Annotated in this window: 14 protein-coding genes and 1 pseudogene; 4 read left to right on the top strand and 11 right to left on the bottom strand. The window is 70.3% G+C overall.

The window, feature by feature from the left end:
- Nucleotides 1-132: 132 nt before the first annotated feature.
- The 5 genes from BEK98_RS12115 to miaA all read right to left on the bottom strand — a co-directional run bounded on the left by BEK98_RS12115 (nucleotide 133) and on the right by miaA (nucleotide 6,880).
- The gene (locus tag BEK98_RS12115; protein WP_094216457.1) at nucleotides 133-1,680 is read right to left on the bottom strand and encodes a M1 family metallopeptidase; all 1,548 of its coding nucleotides are present in this window, start codon (nucleotides 1,678-1,680) and stop codon (nucleotides 133-135) included.
- Between the two features lie 104 nt (nucleotides 1,681-1,784).
- Entirely contained in the window at nucleotides 1,785-4,016 is a 2,232-nt protein-coding gene (locus BEK98_RS12120; RefSeq protein ID WP_094216458.1) for a RelA/SpoT family protein, read from the bottom strand.
- Nucleotides 4,017-4,298: 282 nt separating this feature from the next.
- Nucleotides 4,299-5,198 carry a diaminopimelate epimerase gene (dapF, locus tag BEK98_RS12125; RefSeq protein ID WP_094216459.1) on the bottom strand — a complete coding sequence of 300 codons (900 nt, stop codon included), beginning with the start codon at nucleotides 5,196-5,198 and terminating at the stop codon, nucleotides 4,299-4,301.
- 113 nt (nucleotides 5,199-5,311) lie between these two features.
- Nucleotides 5,312-5,833, bottom strand: coding sequence for a hypothetical protein (locus BEK98_RS12130; protein WP_094216460.1), 522 nt, complete (start codon nucleotides 5,831-5,833; stop codon nucleotides 5,312-5,314).
- 108 nt (nucleotides 5,834-5,941) lie between these two features.
- A complete protein-coding gene (gene miaA, locus BEK98_RS12135) occupies nucleotides 5,942-6,880 on the bottom strand; it encodes a tRNA (adenosine(37)-N6)-dimethylallyltransferase MiaA (RefSeq protein ID WP_094216461.1) in 939 nt (312 codons plus the stop codon).
- Between the two features lie 178 nt (nucleotides 6,881-7,058).
- Here miaA and BEK98_RS48955 point away from each other — a divergent pair, with 178 nt between their 5' ends.
- Together BEK98_RS48955 and BEK98_RS12145 are read left to right on the top strand one after the other, a co-directional pair.
- Nucleotides 7,059-7,331, top strand: a complete 273-nt coding sequence (locus BEK98_RS48955; RefSeq protein ID WP_167444142.1) for a hypothetical protein — start codon at nucleotides 7,059-7,061, stop codon at nucleotides 7,329-7,331.
- A gap of 25 nt (nucleotides 7,332-7,356) precedes the next feature.
- Nucleotides 7,357-7,629, top strand: a complete 273-nt coding sequence (locus BEK98_RS12145) for an antitoxin (protein WP_094216463.1) — start codon at nucleotides 7,357-7,359, stop codon at nucleotides 7,627-7,629.
- Between the two features lie 81 nt (nucleotides 7,630-7,710).
- On the opposite strand, the gene BEK98_RS12150 is transcribed toward BEK98_RS12145, so the two are convergent.
- The 5 genes and pseudogenes from BEK98_RS12150 to BEK98_RS12160 form a co-directional block, all read right to left on the bottom strand.
- Nucleotides 7,711-8,424, bottom strand: coding sequence for a class III extradiol dioxygenase subunit B-like domain-containing protein (locus BEK98_RS12150; protein ID WP_094216464.1), 714 nt, complete (start codon nucleotides 8,422-8,424; stop codon nucleotides 7,711-7,713).
- A 36-nt stretch (nucleotides 8,425-8,460) separates the two neighbouring features.
- Nucleotides 8,461-9,987: a tRNA (N6-isopentenyl adenosine(37)-C2)-methylthiotransferase MiaB gene (gene miaB / locus BEK98_RS12155; RefSeq protein ID WP_094216465.1), complete on the bottom strand. Its 1,527-nt coding sequence runs from the start codon at nucleotides 9,985-9,987 to the stop codon at nucleotides 8,461-8,463.
- A 281-nt stretch (nucleotides 9,988-10,268) separates the two neighbouring features.
- Nucleotides 10,269-10,538: a cytochrome P450 gene (locus BEK98_RS51095; RefSeq protein WP_341868964.1), complete on the bottom strand. Its 270-nt coding sequence runs from the start codon at nucleotides 10,536-10,538 to the stop codon at nucleotides 10,269-10,271.
- A pseudogene (locus BEK98_RS51265) lies at nucleotides 10,529-10,750 on the bottom strand (hypothetical protein); the annotation flags it as partial. The gene BEK98_RS51095 and the pseudogene BEK98_RS51265, both read right to left, overlap by 10 nt.
- Nucleotides 10,705-11,559 (bottom strand): cytochrome P450, encoded by an 855-nt coding sequence (locus BEK98_RS12160; protein WP_244201842.1) that lies wholly within the window; start codon nucleotides 11,557-11,559, stop codon nucleotides 10,705-10,707. The gene BEK98_RS12160 and the pseudogene BEK98_RS51265, both read right to left, overlap by 46 nt.
- 501 nt (nucleotides 11,560-12,060) lie before the next feature.
- Between BEK98_RS12160 and BEK98_RS12165 the strand changes: the two genes are divergently transcribed.
- Nucleotides 12,061-12,597, top strand: a complete 537-nt coding sequence (locus BEK98_RS12165; protein WP_094216466.1) for a hypothetical protein — start codon at nucleotides 12,061-12,063, stop codon at nucleotides 12,595-12,597.
- Nucleotides 12,598-12,678: 81 nt separating this feature from the next.
- On the opposite strand, the gene BEK98_RS12170 is transcribed toward BEK98_RS12165, so the two are convergent.
- A complete protein-coding gene (locus BEK98_RS12170; protein WP_107428268.1) occupies nucleotides 12,679-19,296 on the bottom strand; it encodes an RHS repeat domain-containing protein in 6,618 nt (2,205 codons plus the stop codon).
- 395 nt (nucleotides 19,297-19,691) lie between these two features.
- Here BEK98_RS12170 and BEK98_RS48960 point away from each other — a divergent pair, with 395 nt between their 5' ends.
- Nucleotides 19,692-25,850: a LamG-like jellyroll fold domain-containing protein gene (locus BEK98_RS48960; RefSeq protein WP_167444132.1), complete on the top strand. Its 6,159-nt coding sequence runs from the start codon at nucleotides 19,692-19,694 to the stop codon at nucleotides 25,848-25,850.
- Nucleotides 25,851-25,894 lie beyond the last annotated feature (44 nt).

A 25,894-nucleotide genomic window follows, 5' to 3' on the forward strand; every position in this document is an offset into this window, starting at 1 on the left:
TCGATGCGGATGCGGATTCGGTGGTCATAGTGGGAACGCGCGAGCACTCCCGGAGATTCCCGTGCGGCGTGCCGCGCCGACCTGAAGCCGACCTGAAAATGGTCGCACGGCACGGCACGTCTCGTCACCGTCTTATTTCCGGGCCGGGCCCTTGGTGTTCCTGGTGTTCCCGGTGTTCTTGGCGTTCTTGGTGTCCGTGGCGTCCTTGGCCGGCTTCATGGTCTTCCAGTCCGGGTGGCCGGGCATCGGCGGGGTCTTCTCGCCGTACAGCCAGTCCTTGAGGAAGCCGCTCAGGTCACGGCCGGCGACGGTCGAGGCGAGGCGGACGAAGTCGGCGGTGGAGGCGCTGGAGTCCCGGTACTGCTTGACCCACGCCTTCTCCAGGCGCTCGAAGGCCCGCACGCCGATCTCCTGGCGCAGGGCGTACAGCGCCAGCGCGGCGCCGTCGTAGACGTTGGGACGGAAGATGCCGATCTTCTGGCCGGGCGCGGGCGGCTTGGGCCGGGCGGGCGGGCCGCCGGAGTCGCGCCAGCGGTCGGAGGCGCTGTAGGCGGCCTTCATCCGGTCCGCCAGGGGCTTGTGCGCCTTCTCGTCCGCGTAGAGGGCCTCGTACCAGGTGGCGTGCCCCTCGTTCAGCCAGACGTCGGACCAGGTGCGGGGGCTGACGCTGTCGCCGAACCACTGGTGGGACAGCTCGTGCACCATGATCGACTCGAGGTACCACTTGGGGTAGGCGGTCTCGGTGAACAGGTTCTTCTCGAAGAGCGAGAGGGTCTGCGTCTCCAGCTCGAACCCGGTGGAGGCCTGTGCCATGAGCACGCCGTACGTCTCGAACGGGAACTTGCCGACCTTGCTCTCCATCCAGGCGATCTGGTCGGGCGTCTTCGCGAGCCAGGGTTCGAGGTCCTTGCGGTCGGCGCTGGGCACGACGTCCCGCAGGGGCAGTCCGTGCGGTCCCTCGCGGTGCGCGACGGCGGAGCGGCCGATGGACACCTGGGCGAGTTCGGTGGCCATGGGGTGCTGGGTGCGGTAGGTCCAGGTGGTGGAGCCGCCGACCCGGTCCGCTCCGGCCGGTGCGCCGTTGGCCACGGCGGTGTAGGCGTTCGGGGCGGTGACGTGGAAGGTGAACATGGCCTTGTCGGACGGGTGGTCGTTGCACGGGAAGACCAGGTGGGCGGCGTCGGCCTGGTTGGCCATGGCGAGGCCGTCGGAGGTGCGCACCCAGCCGCCGTCCTCGTCCTTGCCGGTGACGGGATCACTGGTGTGCTTGACGGTGATCCGGGTCCAGCGCCCCTTGTGCAGGGGGCTGTCCGGTGTGACGACCAGGTCCTCGCCCGCGCTGGTGAAGCCGGCGGGGTGACCGTCGACCTCGACGGACTCGACCTTGCCGTGCGCGAAGTCGAGGTTGACGCGGTCCAGGCGGCTGGTCGTCCAGGCGTCGATGGTGGTGACGGCCTGCAGCGGCTTGTCGTTGGTGCCGGGGTAGGTGAAGGACAGGTCGTACGACGCCACGTCGTATCCGGGGTTGCCCAGGTACGGGTAGAGGCGGTCGCCGATGCCCAGGGGCTTGGCGGGTGCGCCGGCGGCCAGGAGGCAGACGGAGACGGCGGCGGCGAGCAGGGCCGCCCTCCGGCGGCGGAGGGGCCGGTGTTTCACGCGCGGGCGAGAGGTGAGCGGCATGCAACACCGCTACCAGCGCGCGCGTGCTCCACGGCGGCGACGCGCGCCCGGCCCACCCGAACGGGTTGGTCCGGGCCGCCTTTTTCAGGAAGCCCGGCGTCTGCTCAGGTGGCCGGCGCCTGGTGCTGGGCCCGGCTCACGTCGTACACCCCGGGCACGTCGCGCATCGCGCGCATCAGGGCCGGGAGGTGGGCCGCGTCCGGCAGCTCGAGGGTGTAGGTGTGGCGCACCCGCTGCTGGCTGGGCGGTTCCACGGTCGCGGAGACGATCTCGGCGCCCTGCAGGGCGATCGCCTCGGTCAGGTCGGCGAGCAGATGGGGGCGGCCGAACGATTCAGCGACCAGGGTGACCCGGCATGCGGTGGTGTCCCCCCAGCGCACGCCGATCTCCTCGCGCCCCCGGCTCTTCATGTGCGCCACCGCCGCGCACCCCACGCGGTGCACGGTCACCACTCCCCCGCGTACGGCGAAGCCGGTGATCTCGTCGGGCGGTACGGGCGTGCAGCATCCGGCGAGGCGTACGGCGGCGCCGGGCACGGCCCCGGGGCGGTCCACCAGGACGTCGGCGCCGCGCGGGCGGACCGCGGGGGCGCCATCGGCACCAGCGGTCCTGGTGGATCGGGCGGCCGCGCCGCTTCCCGTGCCCGCGGTGCTCCCGCCGGCTCTGGCGGTCTCGCCCTCCACACCGCTCGCCGCGGCCGCGGTGGTCCCGTCCGCCCCCTCGGTCCCGCTCTCCGCGCCCCCGGCCGGATGCGTGGCCAGCCAGCGCTGGATGGCGATGCGGGCGGCCGGGGTGTGGGCGTGCTCCAGCCACTCGCGGGAGGGCTCGGAGGCCGGGTCCTGGCCCATGAGGAGCTGGACCGTGTCGCCGTCCCTCAGGACCGTGCTGAGGGTCGCCAGGCGGCCGTTGACGCGGGCGCCGATGCAGGCGTGGGCGTCCTCGCCGTACTGCGCGTAGGCGGCGTCCACGCAGGTCGCGCCCTCGGGCAGGCCCAGGGTGCCGCCGTCGGGCCGGAAGACGGTGATCTCGCGGTCCTGGGCGAGGTCCTCGCGCAGGGTGGACCAGAAGGTGTCCGGGTCGGGCGCGGCCTCCTGCCAGTCGAGGAGGCGGGAGAGCCAGCCGGGGCGGGTGGGGTCGGCACGCTCGCCGTCGGCCGGGTCCTCGGAGCCGGGCGCGTACGGGTTCCCGAGGGCGACCACGCCGGCCTCGGCGACCTTGTGCATCTGGTGGGTGCGGATGAGGACTTCGGCGACCTGGCCGTCCGCGCGGGCGACCGCGGTGTGCAGGGACTGGTAGAGGTTGAACTTCGGTACGGCGATGAAGTCCTTGAACTCCGAGACGACCGGCGTCATACAGGTGTGCAGTTCGCCGAGGACGCCGTAACAGTCCGCGTCCTCGTTCACGAGCACCAGGAGGCGGCCGAAGTCGGCGCCGCGCAGTTCTCCGCGCTTGCGGGACACCCGGTGGACGGAGACGAAGTGGCGGGGGCGGATGAGGACTTCGGCCGGGATGTCGGCCTCGCGCAGCACCCCGCGGACCTCGTCGGCGATCTCCGCGAGGGGGTCGTCGGGGCGGGCCGCGTTCCCGGCGATGAGTTCCCGGGTGTGTTCGTACTCCTCGGGGTGGAGGATGGCGAAGACGAGGTCTTCCAGTTCGGTCTTCAGGGCCTGCACGCCGAGGCGTTCGGCGAGCGGGATGAGGACGTCGCGGGTGACCTTGGCGATCCGCGCCTGTTTCTCGGGGCGCATCACGCCGAGGGTGCGCATGTTGTGCAGGCGGTCGGCGAGTTTGATCGACATCACGCGCACGTCGCTGCCCGTGGCCACGAGCATCTTGCGGAAGGTCTCGGGCTCGGCGGCCGCCCCGTAGTCGACCTTCTCCAGCTTCGTGACGCCGTCGACCAGATAACGCACCTCCTCGCCGAACTGTTCCCGTACCTGGTCCAGCGTCACATCGGTGTCCTCGACGGTGTCGTGGAGCAGAGAGGCCGTCAAGGTGGTGGCCTCGGCGCCGAGTTCGGCGAGGATCAGGGTCACGGCCAGCGGGTGCGTGATGTACGGCTCGCCGCTCTTGCGCATCTGGCCGCGGTGCGAGGACTCGGCCAGGACGTAGGCGCGGCGCAGGGGTTCGAGGTCCGCGTCGGGGTGGTGGGCGCGGTGCGCCTCGACGACGTGGCTGATCGCGTCGGGCAGCTTGCCGCGCGCGGCGGGGCCGAGCAGCGCGGCCCGGCCGAGCCTGCGCAGGTCGATCCGGGCCCGGGACTTCCTGCGGGCCACTGCGGGCGCTGGGGGCGCTACCGGGCCAGGGGTCGCAGGGTTCGTGGCCTCCGCACTCATGGGCACCTCCGGCTCGTCGACCGGCGGACGGAGCCCAGGGCATGCGCGGCTCAGGGATGGCGACGTTCCCCCGTCCGTGCCGGTGCTTGATGCTACCGAGCCCACCACGTGCGACTGACCGCCTCTCGCCGAGCGTGAAACGGATCACCCAATCGAGCGACGCGGAGGAGGTTTAGAGTTTGCGCCACCTGCCCTGCACTCGGCCGCGGTTTCGAACGGTCCCGGCCGCCGGAAAGCGCTGAACCCGGCGTCCGGAGCCGCTCTTTGCTCGGTTTCCCCAGATCAGCGGAGCGCGTTTTCCAGCCACTCGGAGTCGATCTCGCCCTCGGCGACGATCACGGCGGGTCCGGTCATCTCGATCTCGCCGTCCGGTCGTTCGGTGATGACCAGGCGCCCGCCGGGCACGTCCACGGTGTACGTCGCCGGCGTGCCGGTGACGGCCGGGTCGGCGCCGTCGCGCCGGGCGGCGGCCACGGCGACCGCGCACGCGCCCGTGCCGCAGGAGCGGGTCTCGCCGGAGCCGCGCTCGTGCACCCGCATCGCGACGTGGCGGGGGCCGCGGTCGACGACGAACTCGACGTTGACCCCGTCCGGGTAGGCGGCGGCCGGGCTGACGGGCGGCGGGGAGTACAGGGTGCCGGCGTGCGCGAGGTCCTCGACGAAGGCGACGGCGTGCGGGTTGCCCATGTTCACGTTGCGTGCGGGCCAGCTGCGCTCGCCGACGCTCACCGTGACGTCCCCTTCGGGGAGACGGGCGCTGCCCATGCCGATGGTGACGTCACCCGCGGCGGAGCCGCTGTCGGGCACGGTCTTGGCGATGTGCACGCTCTTGACGCCCGCGCGCGTGGCGATCGCGAGGTCACCTTCGGTCACATGTCCGGCGTGCTGGAGGTAGCGGGCGAACACACGGGTGCCGTTGCCGCACATCTCCGCGATCGAGCCGTCGCCGTTGCGGTAGTCCATGAACCACTCCGCCTCGGCGGCCATCTCCCGGGCCTCCGGGTGCGCGGCGGACCGTACGACGTGCAGCACCCCGTCGCCGCCGATGCCGGCGCGGCGGTCGCACAGGGCGGCGACGGCCTCCGGCGTGAGGTCGAGGGTGTTCTCGGGGTCCGGGACGATCACGAAGTCGTTCTCGGTGCCGTGGCCCTTGAGGAAGGGGATCCGCGTGCGCGTGCTCATTCCTCGATCGTAAGCGAAGGTCCATGGTGAGCTGCGGGTCGGTGGGGGCTGGTCGCGCCCACGCGGCGGTAGCCGCACATCGAACACAGCCCCGCGTCCCTGAGGGGCGCGCTTCAGCGGAGCCTTGCTACTCGCCAGACGGCAAGAATCACGACCACGGCCACCAGCAGGACGTACCCGAGCACCACCCGCCAGTCCGGGCGGCGGCCCGAACCCCGGGCCGGCAGGCCCGGCCAGGTGTAGCCCACTCGGCGGGCGGCCATCATGCCCCAGCCTGCGGCGCAGGAGCAGATCAGCAGGCCGAGCATGGCGATCACCGCGCCACTGTCGCCGAAGTCGAAGGCGAGCGGGAAGGCGAACATCAGGGAGCCGCCCGCGGCCAGGGCCACGATGGGTGCGAGCTGCCAGATGCGCAGCCGCCGCTGCGGGCGCAGCTCGACCTCGACCTCGGGACCGCTCGCGTACATCTCCTCGGGCGCCGGCCCGTCGGCGGTCACGCCGCCCGGGGTCTCGTCGGGCCCGTCGTCGGTCAGGTCGGTCAGCTCGCTCAGACGGTCCTCGCGCTGGTCCGGCGCGTCACCGTCGGTGGTGACGTGCTCGGCACTCTGTGCGGTGTCGCGAGGGCCGGCCTCCATCGCCACGCGCCCTCCCAACTAGGACTCCACTTGGTCGATCGAAGCACGATGATGGCACGGCACCGCAGGCCCCGATGACCGGCGGCGCATCCCGATGCCATGACGTGATCAGGCTGTGACCGGTCGTTCGACCAACGCCAGGGCCTGCCGCGGAAGTTCCCCGCGGTCCGCCACGGCCCCACTCAGCCAGTGCACCCGGGGATCCCGCCTGAACCATGAATCCTGACGGCGCGCGAAGCGCTTGGTGGCGCGTACGGTCTCGGCCCGCGCTTCCGCTTCGGTGCACTCCCCGGCGAGCGCCGCGAGCACCTGCTGGTAGCCCAGCGCGCGCGAGGCCGTGATGCCCTCGCGCAGGCCCTGCGCCTCCAGGGCACGCACCTCGTCGACGAGGCCCGCCTCCCACATCCGGTCGACGCGGCGCGCGATGCGCTCGTCGAGTTCGGGGCGGGCGACGTCGACGCCGATCTGGACGGTGTCGTAGACGGAGTCGTGGCCGGGGAGGTTGGCCGTGAAGGGCTGGCCGGTGATCTCGATCACTTCGAGGGCGCGGACGATACGGCGGCCGTTGCTGGGCAGGATCGCGCGGGCGGCGTCGGGGTCGGCGGCGGCCAGGCGCGCGTGCAGCGCCCCGGAGCCGCGCAGTGCCAGCTCCTCCTCCAGGCGGGCCCTGACCACGGGGTCGGTGCCGGGGAACTCCAGGTTGTCGACGGCTCCGCGGACGTACAGGCCGGAGCCGCCGACCAGGATCGGCCAGCGGCCCTCGGCGAGCAGGGCGTCGATCCGGGCGCGGGCCAGCTTCTGGTACTCGGCGACGGAGGCGGTGACCGTTACATCCCAGATGTCCAGCAGGTGATGCGGGATGCCTCCGCGCTCCTCGGGCGTCAGCTTGGCGGTGCCGATGTCCATCCCTCGGTAGAGCTGCATGGAGTCGGCGTTGACGACCTCGCCGTCGAGTCGCTGGGCCAGGAAAACGCCCAGATCGGACTTTCCGGCCGCTGTGGGTCCGACGACGGCGATGACGCGGGGGGCGGAGGGTGCACTGCTCACCGCACCAGTCTCGCAAACCTCACGGGCAGGCCTCGAACGAGTTACGTGACGACACGCATCCCGGGTCGTTGCACCGAGGTGCCGCCAGCCGGTCGCTGGACGCGGTGACCCGGGTGGCGCAAATGGACGCACCGTGTGACGCGGGATTTCGCCCGCACGAGTAACGTATGGAGTGGATATGGGCGTTTTTGCACGGCTCCTCGGCAGGTCGAAGGCGACGCAGGAGGCGGCGGCCGCCGAGGCGCAGGCCGGTACCGAGCCGGAGGCGGCCGAGGTGGAGGAAGCGGAGCGGGCGGCGGAGGCGAAGGGGTCGGCCGAGGACGGGCGCGAGGGCGAGGCGGCGGAGTCGAAGGCCGCCGAGGCCGGCGCGGCCGAGGGCGCCGAGATCCCCAAGCAGCAGTCCGCGGACGAGGCCGCCGACAGCGAGGCCGGTGAGGGCGCCCGCACATGACTGTCCCCGTGAGGGAAGGTGGACCATGGGTCTTTTGGACAATGTGAGGGCCAAGCTCGCCCCGGCCAAGGACAAGGTGTCGGATCTCGCTCGTCAGCACGGCGACAAGGTCCAGCACGGCCTCGACAAGGCCGCCAAGGCCGTGGACGACCACACCAAGGGCAAGTACAGCAACAAGATCCACGCCGGTACGGACAAGGCGAAGGGCGCGATGGACCGCCTGGCGCACAAGGAGGGTCCGGAGACCGGCGACGCCGCGACCCCGACCCGGCCGGAGGGCCCGCCACCGGCTTCCTGAACGGCACACGGATCGGCGGACGGCCGTGGAGCGCCAGCGCTCCCGGCCGTCCGCCGTGTCGTCTCCGCCCCCGGCCGACGCCTAGGACCAGCTGGCGACCAGGTACCCGACGCCGTACGGGGCGTCGTCGTAGAGCAGTGCCCCGCTCAGGCCCGCGCCCTCGGCCGCTCCGGCGAGGACCTGCCAGGGCGCGCGGCCGGAGGCCTTCAGCTCGTACGCCAGCTCGGCGTCCAGTGCCTCGATGGCCGCCACGTCCGCCGCCCCCAGCGCACGGGCGACCTCGGCGTCGAAGGGCGCCGCCCGCTCGTCGAGGTAGCCGGGAGCCTTGAGCGTGCGGCACGCGCTGGCGTCGCCCATCACCAGCAGCGCCACCCGTCCGGCCCGGGTCGCGATGTCCCGTCCGACCCCGATGCAGCGCTCGGGCGCGAGGGGTTCCCCGACGCCGAGTCCCTCGATCGGGGCGTCGGCCCAGCCGGTGCGCTCCAGCAGCCATCCGGCGACGGCGAGGGAGGGGGGAAGGACCCGCCCGGAGACAGGGGCCTCCCCCGCGCCCAGCCGTACGTCCACGTCCACGCCGAAGCCCCGGAAGGAACCCGGCGTGCCCTGCGGGTACGTGCCGCGCCCGCTCTGCTCGGCGGGCCCGACGACCACCAGCAGGTCGGGGCGAGCGGCGGCGAGCACGCCGAGCGCGTCGGTGCACGCCGCGCGCGCGGTGTCCAGTTCGGGAGCGGCCCCCGCGGCGACCTCGGGCACGAGGAGCGGCGGGCAGGGGCAGACGGCGGCTGCGACAAGCATGATCGGGAGCCTACTGCCAGGGGGTGGCGCGGGCGCTCAGTCCAGCGCGCAGCCGCTCGTGGCCGCCGGCAGCGGCGCCGGCACCCCGACCGTCGGCAGCCCGAGCATCACGCCGGCCGGCTTCGCGGCCTGAGCCGCGTTCCGCTTCTCCCACGCGTCGCCCGCGCGCGTAGGGCGCACGGCGAGGACGGGGCCCTCGGCGAGGAGGTGGTGCGGGGCGGCGTACGTCACCTCGACGGTGACCACGTCGCCGGGGCGGACCTCCTGCTCCGGCTTGGTGAAGTGGACCAGGCGGTTGTCGGGGGCGCGGCCGGAGAGGCGGTGGGTGGCGCCGTCCTTGCGGCCCTCGCCCTCGGCGACCATCAGCTCCAGGGTGCGGCCGACCTGCTTCTTGTTCTCGTCCCAGGAGATCTCCTCCTGGAGGGCGACGAGCCGCTCGTAGCGCGCCTGGACGACCTCCTTGGGGATCTGGTCGTCCATGGTGGCGGCGGGGGTGCCGGGCCGCTTGGAGTACTGGAAGGTGAACGCCTGCGTGAAGCGCGCCTCGCGGACGACGTGGAGGGTCTGCTCGAAGTCCTCCTCCGTCTCCCCCGGGAAGCCCACGATGATGTCGGTGGTGATCGCGGCGTGCGGGATGGCGGCCCGTACCTTCTCGATGATCCCGAGGTAGCGGTCCTGCCGGTAGGAGCGGCGCATCGCCTTCAGGACGGTGTCCGAGCCGGACTGGAGCGGCATGTGCAGCTGCGGCATGACGTTCGGCGTCTCGGCCATGGCGGCGATGACGTCGTCGGTGAAGTCGCGCGGGTGCGGGGAGGTGAAGCGGACCCGCTCCAGGCCCTCGATGGAGCCGCAGGCGCGCAGCAGCTTGCTGAAGGCCTCGCGGTCGCCGATGTCGGAGCCGTAGGCGTTGACGTTCTGCCCGAGCAGCGTGATCTCGGAGACGCCCTCGGCGACCAGTGCCTCGATCTCGGCGAGGATGTCGCCGGTGCGGCGGTCCTTCTCCTTGCCGCGCAGGGCCGGGACGATGCAGAAGGTGCAGGTGTTGTTGCAGCCGACGGAGATGGAGACCCAGGCCGCGTAGGCGCTCTCGCGCCGGGTCGGCAGCGTGGAGGGGAACGCCTCCAGGGACTCGGCGATCTCGACCTGCGCCTCTTCCTGGACGCGGGCGCGCTCCAGCAGGACGGGCAGCTTGCCGATGTTGTGCGTGCCGAAGACGACGTCCACCCAGGGCGCCTTCTTCACGATGGTGTCGCGGTCCTTCTGCGCCAGACAGCCGCCGACCGCGATCTGCATACCGGGGCGGCTCGCCTTCCTGGGCGCGAGGCGGCCGAGGTTGCCGTAGAGCCGGTTGTCGGCGTTCTCGCGCACCGCACAGGTGTTGAAGACGACGACGTCGGCGTCGCCGTCCGACCCCTCCGGGGCCCTTACGTACCCGGCGTCCTCCAGCAGGCCGGCCAGTCGCTCCGAGTCGTGGACGTTCATCTGGCATCCGTACGTGCGGATCTCGTAGCTCTTGGGTGCGGGCACGTCCACTGCGGGGCTCCGGTCGCTGCTGCTGGTCATGGGTCAAGGGTAGGCGCTGTCGGAGAGAGCCCCGTCCCGCTCCGCGGAGGGGAGGATTCCGGGGCGGTGGTCCACAATCGAGGACCCTGGCACCGCCCCTGATGCGTGTCCGCCACCTCGTCGCCCTGGGACCGCTGCTCGGCATGCCCGACCCGAGTCGCCGTACCGGCCGGACGACGACCGCATCGTCGACCTCTCCGTGCATCGCCACGTGGACGACACGCTGGTCCACGATGTCGTGGTCACCGGATGGTGGGGCCAGCCGTCCAGCATGGCGCGCCTCAGGTGAGCGGCGTTCCCAAGGTCGCCGGTGCAGGGCCGTCGGGGCGGACGGTGATGCCGTGGACCGCCTTGGTGGGGGTGGACCGGAAGACGGGGGTGTGCAGGGGCAGCAGGTGTTCGAGCAGGGTGGTGGACTCGCGGAGTGCGAACTGCATGCCGAGGCAGGCGCGGGGGCCGATACCGAAGGGGTAGTAGGCGCCCTGGGGTGGCTGGCGCGGCCCTCCGGGGTGAGGAAGCGCCGGGGGGAGAAGCGGACCGGGTCCGGCCACAGAGCGGGGTCGCGGTGGGTGAGGTAGGGGCAGACCAGGAGGTCGATCCCCCTCGGCGGCGTGGCGGGGCAGGAGCCAGGCGGAGGGGTAGAGCCGGAGGGTCTCGTGGACCAGCGCCTGAAGGGCCGGCGGCGCCCCGGTGAGCCGTCGGGGCCGGCGGCGAGGGCTACTGACGGGCGGCGGGGTGCCGGTCGAGGAGTAGGTACAGCCAGGTCAGAGCGGTGGCCGTGGTCTCGTGTCCAGCCAAGAGCAGCGTGACCAGTTCGTCGCGGATCAGCCGGTCGGTGTACTCGGGGTGCTCGGTGACGGCGTCGAGCAGGACGTGCAGCAGACCCGGGCCGTCGGGGCCGCTGTCCCCGCTGCGGGCGGCCTCGGCGGCGTGCCGGGCGACCGCGTCGATCCGGGCCAGATCGGCGACTACGGCCTTCTGCGCGTCGGTGTGGTCCGCGGGCAGCGTCGGCAGGGCGGCGGCGACGGCGGCCAGTTCGCGTTCCGTCGCGTCGTCGAGGGGATGCCCGGTGAGCGAGCGCCGGATGGCGTCCAGCGCGAAGCGGCGCATCTCCTGCCCGACGTCGAAGGTCTGCCCGGTATGGGCGCACCCGGCCCAGCGTCCGGCGGTGGTCCGGGCGGCCGGGGTGATCCGCCCTTCGTAACGGCGCATCCCGGTACCAGTGAACTGGGCCTGCAGCAGTCGGCGTTGCCGCTTCCAGGCGGTGCCGGTGGCGGCCAGGACACCGTCGCCGATCAGCAGCCGCGCCCGGTGGGAGCGCTTGACGTAGCGCTCCAGGTGCCGGGCGAGGAGGTGCTGGACGGCCTGCGGGTCGGTGACGAGAACGGTGGGGTCCGGTCCGAGGCGGAAGGCGGCGACGCCGCCCGACCGCGCGCGCACGCGGGACAGCAGGTCGACGAGTTCGCCCCCGTCCGAACGCCACCGCTCGACGAGCGCGGGCTCGACCTCGGGGACCAGCCGCCACCTCCCGGGAGCATCCGGAAGGGAGCCGGGACCGGTTTTGCCGTCCATGTTTCTGTCTCCTGGTCAGCGCACCTTGCGGGGGTGTCGCTCCGCCCACGCTCCGGCTTCTTCCCGCCGTGGAGGGGCCCTCGTGCGGGCGCTGGCCGACGCCGTCGGCGATGAACATCAGCATCGCCGCCAGCAAGACCACCAGCCCGACCGAGAAGGGGGCCCAGCCGCGAACCAGTCCGCGGCTGACGTCGTCCCTGAAGCGGAACATCCTTTGGTTCACGACTCGGCGGTGGTAGTCCGGGTCCTTCCACAACCGCTGGGCACGCCAGGCGGAGAAACAGGCGCTGCCGCCCCAGAAGATCAGAAGAAGGATCCCCACAACAATCACTCCGAAGCAGAACCAGCCGGCGATGTCGGTGATGGCATGGTTGACGCGGCTGCTGGAGAACACAGCGACAGTCGATGTGACCGCCGCAATAACAGCCGGTGTGACCGCCGTAATAACAGCCGGTGTGACCGCCGTAATAACAGCCGGTGTGACCGCCGTAATATTCGGTCATGAACGACGACTGGTTCGAGGTGGACGAGGGCGAGCTGAGCCCCCCACACACCACCCTGGTGAGTATCGTCCGCAACTCCGCACGCGCGTGGCCCGAATGCCCGCCCGACGCGACTGCTGTGCTCGTCTTCCCCGCTGACGAAGAGGAGGAAGAGGACGCGCGCGCCCCTCGCGACGCCTACGATGCCGCATGGGACGAGGCGTTCGCCGCCGGGCAGGCGGTGCTCACGCTGATCGTGGACCTCAGGCACCGGGACCAGAAGCTGGTCGTCATGACGCTGGGCGCGACCGTGGCCGGTGACCGCCTCTTCTGCAGCGAGCGGAACAGCAGCACGTACCACCCCGAGCCGATCACGGACATCGAGCCGCTGGAGGCGACCGGATCGCCCGAGGAACTGGGCAGGATCGCCGCCGACTGGTTCGAGGAGATCGTCAGCCGTTCCATGATCGAGCTGGACCGTAAACCCTGGCCCCGTTCCTTCGTCCCGAAAGGTACCCCCCTCCCCCACGGGCACCGCTGGGTCCGGAACCCGTGACGCCGCGGGCGGCGCCCCTCCGAGTGGAGAGGGGGCCGCCCGCGACGCGCTACGGAGATGGACGGCTGACCGTCCGCACGGTCACTCGTCCTCCAGGCCCATCTCGAAGCCCTCGAGCAGAGCCTCCGATTCGGCCATGGACTCCGCTTGCGCCTCGGCCTGTGCCTCTGCCTGTGCTTCCGCCTCGGCCTCGCCGCCGGCGTCCGCACCGCTCTCGGCCATCTGCTGGAGCCAGAGCCGGCCGCCCTCGCGCATCTTGGCACCCGACGCCTCGAACTGCTCCAGCTCGCGACTCTGCTGGCACCGGGTACACACGCTCACTTCCGCCCCGTCGCGGGCACCCACCGCCTCGGTGTACTGCAGGTCCTCCTTCTCCGAACCGTTCGCCGCGGCCTCCATGTCGCAGTGGTCCTCGGCGCAGAAGTCCCCGGGGCCTCTCCGGCCCGCCTTGTAGGCCGCCCAGTAGATCATCTTCTTCTTCTCGTCCCAGGCAACGGTGATCGTGGCGAACCTGTTGAGCTGGTTCTTGCTCAACTCGCCTTCGTCAGCGAGCGCCTGGAGCCGTGCGTACACCGCGGAGCGGATCTGCCGCGAGGCATTGAGATAGTCCTGCGTCTCCCACTTCTGATCCTCGACGGCGATGGCACCGCTCACGGTGTTTTTGCCGCTGATCGAAAGGATGTATTTGTCCCTGCCCCATCCGGCAGCCGCCGCCAGTGCCGTCACGGCAGCCGAGTTGAGGTAGCTGGGCTTCAGCTTGGGGTTGTAGTGCGAACAGTTGTTCGCGTTGCAGAGGTCGCCGAAGCCCTGCTCGTTCGCGAGTTGCTGCGAGACGGGGGTGCCGCCCTTGAGCGGCTTGTTCATCGTCGGGTCGGCCCACCAGTTGTCCAGTCCGGTGGGGTCATAGCCGGAAAGCGGGTTGTCGGAGGCGTAGGCGTAGCCGCCGAGTTCCTGGGGGCTGGTGGCTTCGAAGACGGGGTCGACGCTGATGAAGGCGCCGAGAGCAGGGTCGTACTTGCGGGCGCCGACATCGGTGTAGCCGGTGGTCGTGTCCTGCGGTTTGCCGAGGAAGGAGTGGCTGGGGTCGGGCCAGGCGGTGGTGTTGGCGCTGGAACGTGGTTGGCCGTAGGGGGTGTACTGCCGGCGTGCGACCTGCTGGGTGGTGGCGTCCATGGCCAGGGTCGCGGTCCCATGGGCGTCACTGAAGAGATACTTCAGTCCTCCGCCGGAGAGGCTGGAGCGGACGGCCACCGGGGCACCCGCGCCGCCGTGGCTGTAGGTGCGGACCCCGCCGAGCAGAACGTTCGGGGTCACACTGGTGTTGACGATGATCTCTGTGTCGCCGGCGAAGAGGGTGGTCTGGCCGGGGTCGCGACGGATGAGCTGGTTGCCGTCGGCGTCGTACAGGTACTTGGTCGTGGTGGGGCCGGCACCCGTGGTGTCGATCTGGGCGAGGTGGTTCTCGTCGTCCCAGGTCAGGGTCTGGCCGGGGCCGCTGGCTGGGGTGCGGGTGTGGAGGTTGCCGTTCTCGTCGTAGGCGAAGTTGGTGGGGTTGGTGCCTCCGGTGGTGGCGGTCAGGGTGTGCGGCTGGGTGCCGGTGGTGTTGCAGCCGGTGGTGCAGCCGTCGGTGTAGTTGGTGGTGGCCGTGGTGCCGGTGCCGCCGATGGCGTGGTCGACGCTCTGCTTGCGGTTGCCGATCGCGTCGTAGCCGAAGGACTGCCAGTACGAGCCCGGCGAGGTGGTCAGGGTGCTGCTGGTGGGCGGGTTGGCGGCGCAGTTGTCGTTGGCGGTCCAGGCGTCGGTGAGCCGGTCGAGCGTGTCGTAGGAGTAGCACTGCTGGTCGGTGACGGTGTTGCCGGTCTCCGACTGCTGGTCGGTGGTGGAGGTGGGGTTTCCTGCGGCGTCGTAGGTGTACTTGGTGTCGTCCACCGTCGGACCGGGAGCCTGGGTCCGCTCGATGAGGCGGTCGGTGAGCCGGCGGGTCTGGTCGTCGTAGGAGTACGTCGCCCAGGCCGGGTTGGTCGAAGCGCCGAACGTCAGCCGCGAGGGTTCCCCGTAGTTGGTGTAGACGGAGGCACCGACGTAGGTGTTGATGCTGCTGCCGGTCGTGGTCGGGTTGCCCAGCGCGTCGCGGCCGTAGGTGATGACCTCGCTGTTCAGGCCCTGAGTACGCGGGGCGGACTCGGTTTTCAGCAGCTGGTCGTTGGTGCTGTAGGTGTAGGTCGTCGTGTACGTGGACGGCAGCGGCGCCTCGGACGCCGGCAGGGTGATCTTCGTGCCGGTCGGCTTGCCGAGGCTGGTGTAGCCGGTGACGCCGACCGTGTAGCCGCCGCTCACCCCCTGCACGTACCGGGTGGAGGAGGTCGGCAGGCCGATCCGAAGGGTGTCGTAGGTCCACTCGGCGAACTTGAAGTCGGACTTGGCCTTGTCCGTGCCGGTGAGCTTGCGGCCGAGCAGGTCGTAGGTGTAGTCGAGTTCGACCTTCTTGGCGTCTGTGGTCGAGATCAGGTTGCCTGCGTCGTCATAGCCGTAGCTGCTGCCGCCCGCGTCCGGATCGGTCTGGGACTTCTTGCGGCCCAGCAGGTCGTAGTCGAACGTCCAATTCGTTTTGTCCGGTCCGGTGACCCGGGTCTGCTGTCCGGCTGGGTTGTAGCCGTAGGTGGTGGCTGAGGTGGTGCCGCCGGTGGTGGTGAAGCCGGTGGCCGCGGATCCGGAGACCGTGGGCGCGGCGGTGTACTGGTCCAGCTCGGTGGTCTGCCCACGGGCGTTGGTGACCGTGGTGGTGGCGACCCCGCCCTTGGGCGGTAGCACGGTGGTCTTGTCCCCGGTGAAGGCGGTGGTCGCCGTCCAGGTCTTGGCGCCGTCGTGCTCCTCGGTGACGAGGTCGGCGCGGCCCATGCCGTCGTGGTCGGTGACGGTGGTGTCGGGGATGGACACCTGGGAGACGGAGATCAGCTTGCTTCCGGGGTTGCCCGAGACGTTGTAGGCGTTGTTGGCGACGACCGCCCAGCCGTGCGAGTCGTATTGGGTGTCGGAGACCGTGGTGCTGGAGTTCTCCGCTGTCGCCTGGACCTGAAGCGGACGGAGCATCGCGTCGTACAGCGTCTCGCTCGTGCTGTAACTGCCGTTGTCCAGCAGCGTGTTGGTCGCAACGGTCGAGGGGGCCGACTGGGCCAGGTTGTAGGAGTAGGTCATGCTGGCCGGCGCGCTGTTGGCCTTGATCTCATTGGGCAGCCACACGGCCGTCAGACGGCCGAGCGCGTCGTACGACAGCGAGGTCAGCAGGCCGCCCGCGTCCTTCTTGGCGGTCGGCAGGGCACGAGCCGGGTCCAACGTGCTGGTGGCGACCTGGCAGTCCTTGGAACTTGTGCTGCTGACCGTGCAAGCGGCTCCGGGCGTGACCTGGACGGCGGTGACCACGTCGGTCGGAAGCTCACCGGCGGCCGGGGTGTAGCCGGTGACCACGCTCTGGGACAGGCTCGTACCGTCCGGAGCGGTGGAGTGGGGCGTGCGCGTCACCTGGGTGATACGGCCGTAGTCGTCGTACTTGGTGATGGCCGTGTCCATGAACGTGGTCGCGGTGGCGCCGGAGGCGGCGGACGCCTTCTGGACCAGGGTCGCGTCACCGGTCGTGGGCAGGTCCGGGTTCGACCGGCCGTCGCCGTCGTAACCGAAGGCCTTGTTGTCGTAGGAGGTACGGAGGTCGGAGACGAGCGTGCCGCTTGGGGTGGCACCGGCGCTGGAGCAGTCCTGGGCCGTGGTGATGACCTCCGCCGGCAGCACCAGGGTGTCCACGCTGCCGGTGAGGTAGCGGGTGTAGGTGCACTTGGCGACGTTGTCGCTGTCGGCGGTCTCACCCCGGTCGTCCACCTGAACCTGCATCCCGGTGGTCGGCTTGCCCAGCGTCCGGTTGTAGAAGGTGTCCGTCTCCGTCTTGCGCCAGCCGTAGGAGACGGCCTGCCGGGTGAGTGTCCTGGCGGTGCGCACCATCTGCGCCGTGAGGTCGGGCAGCCCGCTGCGGTTGCGGCTGGCGGTGGGACCGATGATCGTCGGTACGGTGACGGCGGCCTTGTCCAGGCTGCCGCCGGAGGCGGTGTAGGTGTCGGTCTCGAAGACCTGTCCGGCCAGCGCGTTGTCGTCGGCGACGGACGTGGCACCGTCCTGGCTGGTCAGGTCGGGCACCGTGCGGGTCTTGCCACCGGGCAGCGTGTCGCCGTTCATGCCCAGGAAGTAGTACGTCTTCGACAGCGTCTTCTGGTCGTGGACGGCGGTGCCGTTGGTCTTGTGGAAGACGTTGGGGTCACCGGTGGTGACGTCCACCTCCGGGTAGCCCCGGAACTGGCCCCAGGTGCGGTTCTTGGCCTTGACGACCTCGTTGTCGTCGTAGTGCCACCCCGGATTGCCCTTGTAGGTGTAGTCCGTCTCCAGATCCGGCTGCGTGCCGTCCTGGTAGGAGTTGTGCACGTCCGTGGTGACGACCGAGCTCACCTTGTATTTGTAGAACCAGTCCATCCACGGCGCCGGCTGACCCGTCGGAGTCCAGTACACCGGGAAACACGACAACGTGTTCGTGGAGGCGAAGGACTGCGCCGCCGCGTCCGTCGGATCGTTCGGGTCGCTGGCCGGGGCGCTGGAGCAGTCCGGGCGGTCGTAGGTGACCGTGGTCTGGGCGCCGGTCTCGCTGGTGACCGTCTGGATGCGGTCGTGGTACATCAGCGGCATCTGCGGGATGGTGCCGACCCGGTTGGGCAGTTGCAGCGGCGGGTCGAAGCTGATGGCCGGGGTCGAGGTGCTGCCGGAGGCGCCGCCCAGGGTGTCCAGGCCGGTGCGCTGCACCGAGTCCAGCCACAACGTGGGCGCGTGGTCGCCGCCGTCGGGGAAGGACTGGGTGAAGGTGTACTTGTCGACCTGCTTGGTCGCCCCACCGCTGCGGATCTGCGTGGTGATCGACGTCAGCCGCTTACGGGACCAGAAGCTCGGGCCGTGGTTGGTGCAACTCGTCGATCCGGAGGTGCAGTTCAGGTCGATGGGCACGTCCGGCCAGTAGGCGGCGTTGGCCGCGGTGAACTGGCTGTCCGCGCACGTGTTGCCCGACGGGGTGCCGGGAATGCAGCGCTCGGCAGTGTCGAAGAGGATCTGCTCCGGGGCGGTGTCCGAGTAGATCGTGGACGACGTCATGCCGTAGTCGATGCGCGAGAGCGTGCCACCACGGGTGTAGGAGACCGCGGTGTCCTTCATGTCCGCGCCGTAGTAGCCCGTCTCCGGGCTGTAGTACCAGGCAGTGGCGTTGCCGTGCCGGTCCACGGCGTAGTCGAGGTTGAAGCGGTAGCCGAGTGTGCAGGACGTGTCGGCGAAGGTCGTGCTGTCCGGGCAGGCCGAGACGCCGCCGTGCGCGTGGTAGACGGGCTCGGTCCACACGGACTTCGTCTCGTCCTTGCCCGACGACCAGCCCGGCAGCCGGTTCAGGCCGAAGAAGTACTGCGTCCCGCCCTGGGTGACCTTGAAGTACTCCTTGTTGTCGGTGCCGTTCGTGGCCCCGGTCAGGTTCTGGATCTTGGTGGTCGAGTCGTCGGAGACCGGGCGGAACGTCTTGGTCGCGTCGTCGTAGACGAGGGCGGTGGACTTCCCGTTCAGCGAAAGGGTCAGGATCTGACCCGCCCAGCACTCGTCCCCGTCGTCCTTGGGAGCGCCGGAGGAGGAGTCGTCCTTGCAGGACTTGTAGGTGCGCTCGATGTAGTTGTCCTGCGTGGTCCAGCCGTCGCCCAGCCATGAGGACTGGTTGTTGGTCCCCTCGGTGCGCGCGTCCTGGCTGGAGGAGTCGTACGACAGGTCCACGTTCGGCGCCGATCCGCCGACGGCCGCGGGCACGTTGATGGGGTACGTATACGTGAACGACCCGGTGTTGCCCGAGGTCGACCACGTCCCCGCGGGCGACAGGTTCGTCGCCGAGTAGTCACCCGACGAACCCGACGTGCCCGAGGTCGCCGCCATGACCACCATGGCGCCGGACGACGCCGTCGCCCTGCTCGTGTGGAAGGTGCTGCCGGTCGCCGCGCCCGGCACGGCGACCTGTCCCGACAGCGGCGACCCAGGGGCAGTGCGCACCGGCGCCTGGACCTGGCACTTGCGCAGCTTCGGCGTGGTCAGTGCGCACGCGGGCAGCTGGACCAGGTGCAGACGCGAGGCGAAGTCACCGCCGAAGGCATAGCGGAAGGAGGAGTCGTCCACCCGCAGGGCGACCTTGCCGCCGCCCGGGCCGGTGCGCCGCAGGGTGAACAGCACACCGTGGACACCGGCGGCACGCGCCGCCTTCTGGCCCAGCACGCTCACCCGCACACGCTGCGAACCGATCACGGCACCGCCCTGAGGCCGGGCGGTCGCGGCGGCACCGAGCAGGACGGGCGTGCTCCCGGCTCGCACCTGGGTCGCCTTGGCGCTCAGCCTCGCCGACGCAGGCGCGACCGGCAGGGTCACCACGGCACTGCCCGCCGCCGGGAACTTGGCATGCGCAGCGGGATCGAAGTGCTTGAACCCCTTGTGCGAGGGGACGTGCCGGGGAGTGGCGTGCGTGAACGGGATCCGCTTGTCGTGCGGAACGGCCGGAGCCGACACGTGCCGCTTCGTCGTCGGCGAGGCCGCCGTGGCCGTGCCCGCGGGCAGCAGGCCCGACACCAGCACGGCGCCGACCGTGACGAACACCGACCGCCGAAGTCTTCGGGTGCGTGAGGCCAACCGCCCTTTTCGCCACCCCGTAGTTCGCACCATGGTGTGCGATTCCTCTCTGAGGCAAGAGCACACAGGTCGCCCGCGGGCATCTGAGTGCACGTCAAAAGAGGGGTGCACAAAACTCACACCCCCCGCAGTTGATCACGCTAGGGCCTCACGCGATCTCCACAGGCAAAGGATTTCCTGTGAAAACCCCAAGGGATGTTCCAAGTTGAAACCCAAGCCGTCTCGCATACGTCAAAAGCGGACTAACTACGGACGTCATTCGGTCAGTTGACGATGGACCCCGATCACACGGGACCTCAGAATGCACAGCGGCGCGGACCCACGGGGGGACCGCCTGATACCTGCTAAGGATCCCAACCTCGATGTCCGCCTTCCGCACACCCCTACGTGCGTCCAGACGTCCCGCCTCCAGACCCCTCGCCGCCGCCGTCATCGCGGCCCTGGCGGCCGGGTCGCTGACCGCGACGGTGTCGGCCCACGCGGCACCCGCCGCCCCCGCCCGGTCGTCCCACGCGAAGTCGCACAGCACGCGTTCCCAGTCCGCCGCCAGGCGTTTCAACCCCACGGAGTCGGCGTCCGCCCGGGCGAAGGCGACCGGCAAGCCGGTGACCATCGACCAGCTCACCGACACCGGCACGACGGTGGTGGCCAACCCCAACGGCACCTTCACCCGCACCGACTCCTCGATGCCGCAGCGCACCCGGCAGCACGGCAAGTGGGTGCCGATCGACACCACGCTGGTACGGCAGGCGGACGGAACCTGGGCTCCCAAGGCCGCCGTCACGGACGTGGCCTTCTCCGACGGTGGCTCCGGTGCGCTGGTCACGCTGCGCAGCGGCAAGGACCGGCTGGGCTTCTCCTGGCAGGGCAAGCTGCCCAAGCCGGTGATCTCCGGTGACACCGCCACCTACCCCGACGTGCTGCCCCAGGTCGACCTCCAGCTGACCGCGGACGCCTCCGGCTACTCCTCGATCCTCGTGGTCAAGTCCCCCAAGGCCGCGGCCGATCCGCACCTGCGGAGCCTCGCGCTCAGGACCACCTCGGCCAACCTCAAGCTGGCCGCCACGCACGACGGTGGCGCACAGGCCACGGACAAGCACACCGGCAAGACGGTGTTCCACAGCGACACCGCGCTGATGTGGGACAGCGCAGGTCAGAAGGCGGCCGGCGCGCCCCTGGCCCACACCGCGACCACCTCCTCCGCCCGGGCCGAGCACAAGGCGGCGGCCAGGGTCGGCAAGCACCGCGCCCAGGTCCGCGTGAGCCTCAAGGCCGGCAAGCAACTGCTCGGCCTGGACAGGAAGCTGCTCACCGCCAAGAGCACCACCTACCCGGTCTACGTGGACCCCGAGTGGAGCGGGCGCCCCTCCCAGCTGGACTGGGCGCGGATCTCCGACAACGGGTGGAACGTCTACAACTCGACGTCCACCAGCGGTGAGACCAACGCCCGCGAAGGATGGGACAACTCCTACCCCGGCAACGGCGAGCGGGCCCGCACCTACTACCAGATGAACACCAGCGGCATCAAGGGCGCCGTGGTCAGCCACGCCTCCCTGTACGTGAAGCAGCTCTCCGCCGCCTCCTGCGCGGACACCCCGGCCGCCGTCTACGGCACCGACCGCCCCGCGGGCTGGGGCTCCTCCTCGCTGTACTGGGGTCACGAGCCCGGGGGCCGTACCGGCTCCCTCGGCACCAACCCCAAGAGCCACGAGGCGGGCACCTGCCCGGTCACGGACGGTGCGCACTCCTGGGTCAGCCCGCCCTCGCTGGAGTTCGACGTGACCTCCCGTGCGCAGAGCGCGGCGGCCGGCGGCTGGAAGAGCATGACGCTGATGGTCCAGTCGCCCGACATGAACGACGCCACGCAGTGGAAGCAGCTCGCCTACGGCGGCGGCGCGACCATGTCGGTCACCTACAGCTACCGGCCCAAGCTCAAGAACGGCACCGGCACTCCCGCCATCAAGCCGTCCACGGTGAGCATGGGCAAGACGATGACCACCACCCACACCCCGACGCTGTCCGCGCGCGCGGTCGACCCCGACCTGGCCGGCGGCAGCGAGCTGGTGCGCGTCGACTACCACGTCTACAACTCCTCGGGCACCCAGGTGGGACAGGGCTTCGGCCCCAACCTCGACTCCAAGAAGCGCGCCCGGTACAACACCAACGGCAGTGACTGGACCACCCCGAGCCTGCCGGACGGCACCTACACCTGGAAGGCCACCGCACAGAACGCGGCGGGCTACTGGGCCGGCACCGGCAACGGCGTCTGGACCAAGACCCAGACGTTCACGGTGGACACCAGCGCGCCGCCCGCGCCCACGGTGACCTCCAGTCAGTTCCCGGCGAAGCAGATCGGTGCCGCCTTCGGCGACAAGGGCACCTTCACGATCAGCAACAACCACACCAACAACATCACCGGTTACCTGTTCGCGCTGGACGGCACGCTCGGCAACACGGTCTACAGCAGCAGCGTCACCAAATGGACCACGAGCACGACGATCCTGCCGGCCCATGTGTACTACGCCACTTCGGACAACGGCCCGGGCACCGGCACCGCGGTCGTCAACGGCAGCGCCTCCCCCGCTTTCGCCCCCGCCAAGGCGGGACCGCACACCCTGTACGCCAAGGCCGTGGACCAGGCCGGTTCGACGTCCATCACGCAGACGGCCTACGCCTTCTACGCGGGCACCAGCACGCCGACGTACGCCTACGGCGACAAGATGATCAGCGGCTGGACGGCGACCAACGCGGACAACACGACCACGGCCGTGCCCAAGGCGACCACCACCTCCAACGGTGGTCAGCTGATCAGCCAGGCCGCCGGCAGCGGCTACGAGTTCGCCGACGGCTACCAGGCCATGCTCGCCAACAAGAGCACCACCAAGGTCGTCGCCGGTGACAGCGCGACGTTCAGCTTCGACATCCCCAAGGACGGCCCCTGGGGCTTCGGTGCCAACCTGACCAAGGCCAAGGACTACGGCATCTACAAGCTGGTCCTGGACGCGGGCAAGCCCACCGAGTCCACCCTGCTCAGCAACTTCGACGCCTACAACTCCTACGTCACCACCCGGTTCGTGAACCTCGGGATACCCAAGGACGCGAACGGCCAGCTGCTCACCCTCAAGCAGGGCGTGCACACCCTCACCCTCACCCTCACCGGCAAGAACACCGGTTCCACCGGATACCAGGCGGGCCTCGACGTGCTGCGGCTCGCGCCGGCGCTGACCTGCGCCATCAACAGCACCAGCAGCTGCCTGAACAACACCGCCACCAGCACCTTCACCACCACGACCAGCCCGGCCGACGCCGACGGCTCCGGCAACAGCATCAACTCCGCCGACCTGACGAGCACGGCGGGATGGCAGAGCGGCAAGACGGTGACCGTCGACGGCGCCGGCATCAAGCTGCCGACGTTCGGCAGCGGCACCTACGACAACCTGCTGGCCTCCGGCCAGACCGTCACGGTGCCGGGCAGCGGCGTCGTGAACACCGGTGACGCCGTGGTCTTCCTCGGCTTCGCCACCGGCGGCGCGGCGAAGGGCGCCACCGGCACCATCACCTACGCCAAGAACAACTGCCTGGACCCGGACGGCAACCCCGCCGACCAGTCGTACACGCTGGACACCGTGCCGGACTGGCTCAGCGGCCCGTCCTCGGCGGCCTCGCTGACCCTCGTCCACCAGAACCACAGCAACAACACCCAGACCAGCCCCAGCCCCGGCCCGAAGATCTACGCCGTCAGCGTCCCGCTGGCCTGCCCCGGCTCGGTCATCAGCAGCGTCTCCCTGCCCCTGTTCACCAACGGCGTCCAGTCCGGCCAGCCCGCGCTGCACATCCTCGGTCTCGGCGTGCGGCCGCTGACCGTCACCGGCAGCGGATCCAGCGCCCAGCACTGGGTCGGCACCTGGTCCTCCGTGCAGGACACCGCCAAGGTGCAGCAGTCCGGCGGCACCACCGCCACCGTCAACGGGCAGACGCTGCGCATCCCGGCGCACGTCAGCATCGGCGCCGACAGCGGCAACGGTGTCCGCATCCACCTGTCCAACGCCATGGGCAGCGCGCCGGTGACCTTCGACGCGGCCTCGGTCGCGCTGCAGGACGGCACCGCGGGCGGGGCCACGGCGGCCGCGGCACCGACGGCGCTGACCTTCGGCGGCGCTACCTCGGTCACCGTCCCCGCGGGCGGCGACGTCACCAGCGACCCGGTGACACTGGCGGTCACGCAGCAGGCCACCGTGCTGGTCAGCCTGCAGGTGCACGGCTCGGTGTCGGCCATGGCCGGCCATGCCGCGGCCCAGACACCGGTGTGGGTGAGCGACGCGGCCAACCGCACCGGTGACACCGCGGCGACCAAGTACACGCAGACGACGTACACCGGTCTGCCGTACCTGGCCGGCATCGACGTCACCACGCCCACCTCCGCGCCCACCGGTTCGCTGGTGCTCTACGGCGACCAGAGCGTCAACGGGGACTCCGCGAGCGGCGACGGCCAGCACCACCTCAGCGACGCCATCACCGGCGCCCTGGTCAACGACCCCAACGGCGACGACACGGTGGACTACGGCGTGCTCAACGCCGGCACCAACAGCAACAGCCTGAGCAACAACCTGCTGCCGCAGATCACCAACAGTGACAGCCCGACCAACGCGCTCAACCCGCTGGACCGCAATGTGCTGGCCCAGGGCAACGTACGCACCGTGCTCGTCTCGACCGGCGCCACCGACCTGCTCAACTGCACCGGCGACGCCAACACCTGCGCCACCAACGTCGAGAACGGACTGGCCTCGCTCAACAGCCAGCTCAGCTCGTACTACACCGACGACGGGCAGACCTACATCAACGGGCAGCCGGTCACGCAGAACTCCAACATGACCGTCTACCTCACCACGATCCCGCCGTTCACCGCCGCCCACCCGGGCACGGCGACGCAGGAGACCGCACGTGAGCAGGTGAACCAGTACCTGCTCGACAACTTCCCGTCCCAGGTCATCGACTTCGCCGCGGCGGTCTCCACGGACGGCACGGCCACCTCGTCGACCGTGAAGACGGCCGACCTGTCGAGCGGCAACCCGTCCAACGCGTACTACACCGACCTCGCCGGCCGGTACCTCAACGACACCAACACCCAGGTCGTCAGCATCGCGCCGAACCTGATCGTCCCGCTGGCCACCGGCAGCGACACCCCCGACAACGAGTGGGAGCTGTCCGCCGACGGCACCGACGCGCGCGGGGACAACCCGTTCACCGCGGTCGGTGGGGCGACCTTCAACGGGGCCGGACCGGACGCGGTCAACGCGCCCGCCGCCGCCACCTCGTTCGACGGCAGCACCGGATTCCTGGAGAGCGACCACACCGCCGTCAACACCCTCGCCGACTACACCGTCTCCGCGTGGGTGAAGCTCGATTCGGCTGACAATCCAGCCACCGCGATCTGCGAGGGGACCAGTCAGCACCAGGCGTTCTACATCGGGTACGACAGGGGCAACAAGGGCTGGATGTTCCAGACCACGACCACCAACGACGACAACGCCGACTTCCCGACCGCGGAAGGAGACACCGGCACCGGGGCCCTGGGCACCTGGACCCACCTCCTGGTCACCTACACCGCCCCCGTGGACGGTGACTCCAGCACCGGCCTGATGTCGATCTACCAGAACGGCACCCTGATGGGGACCGCCACCAACCTCACCCCGCAGTACGACTCGTCCATGCCCCTGACCGTCGGCGGCTGCGTCAACAGCCCCGACACGACGTCGCCGTACAACGCCTTCCCCGGTTCCGTCTCGGACGTGCAGGTCTACCCGTACGCCATGGCCCCGGGCGACGCCGACGCCGGCAGCGTGATCGTGCCGAGCGGCTGGGACAAGGGCATGCCCGAGGACGAGTGGAAGCTCTCCGGGGACGGCACCGACACCGCGTCCCTGAACCCGGTGACCCCGTCCGGCACCGTCTCCTTCGGCAGCGACGCGCCGAGCGGGCTCTCCGGAAGCGCGGCCTTCGACGGCAGCACCGGCTTCCTCAAGAGCAAGCAGAGCGCGGTCAACACCCTCGGCGACTACACCGTCTCGGCCTGGGTGAAGATCAACTCGGCGCTCGGCACCACAGCGGTCTGCCAGGGCACCACGCAACACCAGTCCTTCTACCTCTCCTACGACAAACCCAGTGCCGCCTGGATGTTCCAGACCACGACCACCAACGACAGCAACTCCGACTTCCCGACCGCCGAGGGAGACAACAACACCGGTCCGGTCGGCACCTGGACCCACCTGGTCGCCACCTACCGGGCACCGGTCGCCGGGGACTCCAGCACCGGCTCCATGGCCCTCTACCAGAACGGCACCCTGATGGGGACGGCCAAGAACCTCAGCCCCCAGTACGACTCCTCCCTGCCCCTGACCATCGGCGGCTGCGTCAACAGCGCCTCCGCCACGACCCCGTACCTGGCGTTCCCCGGTTCCGTGGCCGATGTCCACGTCTACCCCCGGACGCTGTCGGCGACCGAGGTCAGCGCACTGCACTGACCCCCACCGCCGAAACGGGCCCCCGTCGCTCCTGCCCGGAGCGG

Origin of the sequence: Streptomyces diastatochromogenes, from assembly GCF_002242805.1 — a bacterium.
Taxonomy (GTDB): domain Bacteria; phylum Actinomycetota; class Actinomycetes; order Streptomycetales; family Streptomycetaceae; genus Streptomyces; species Streptomyces diastatochromogenes.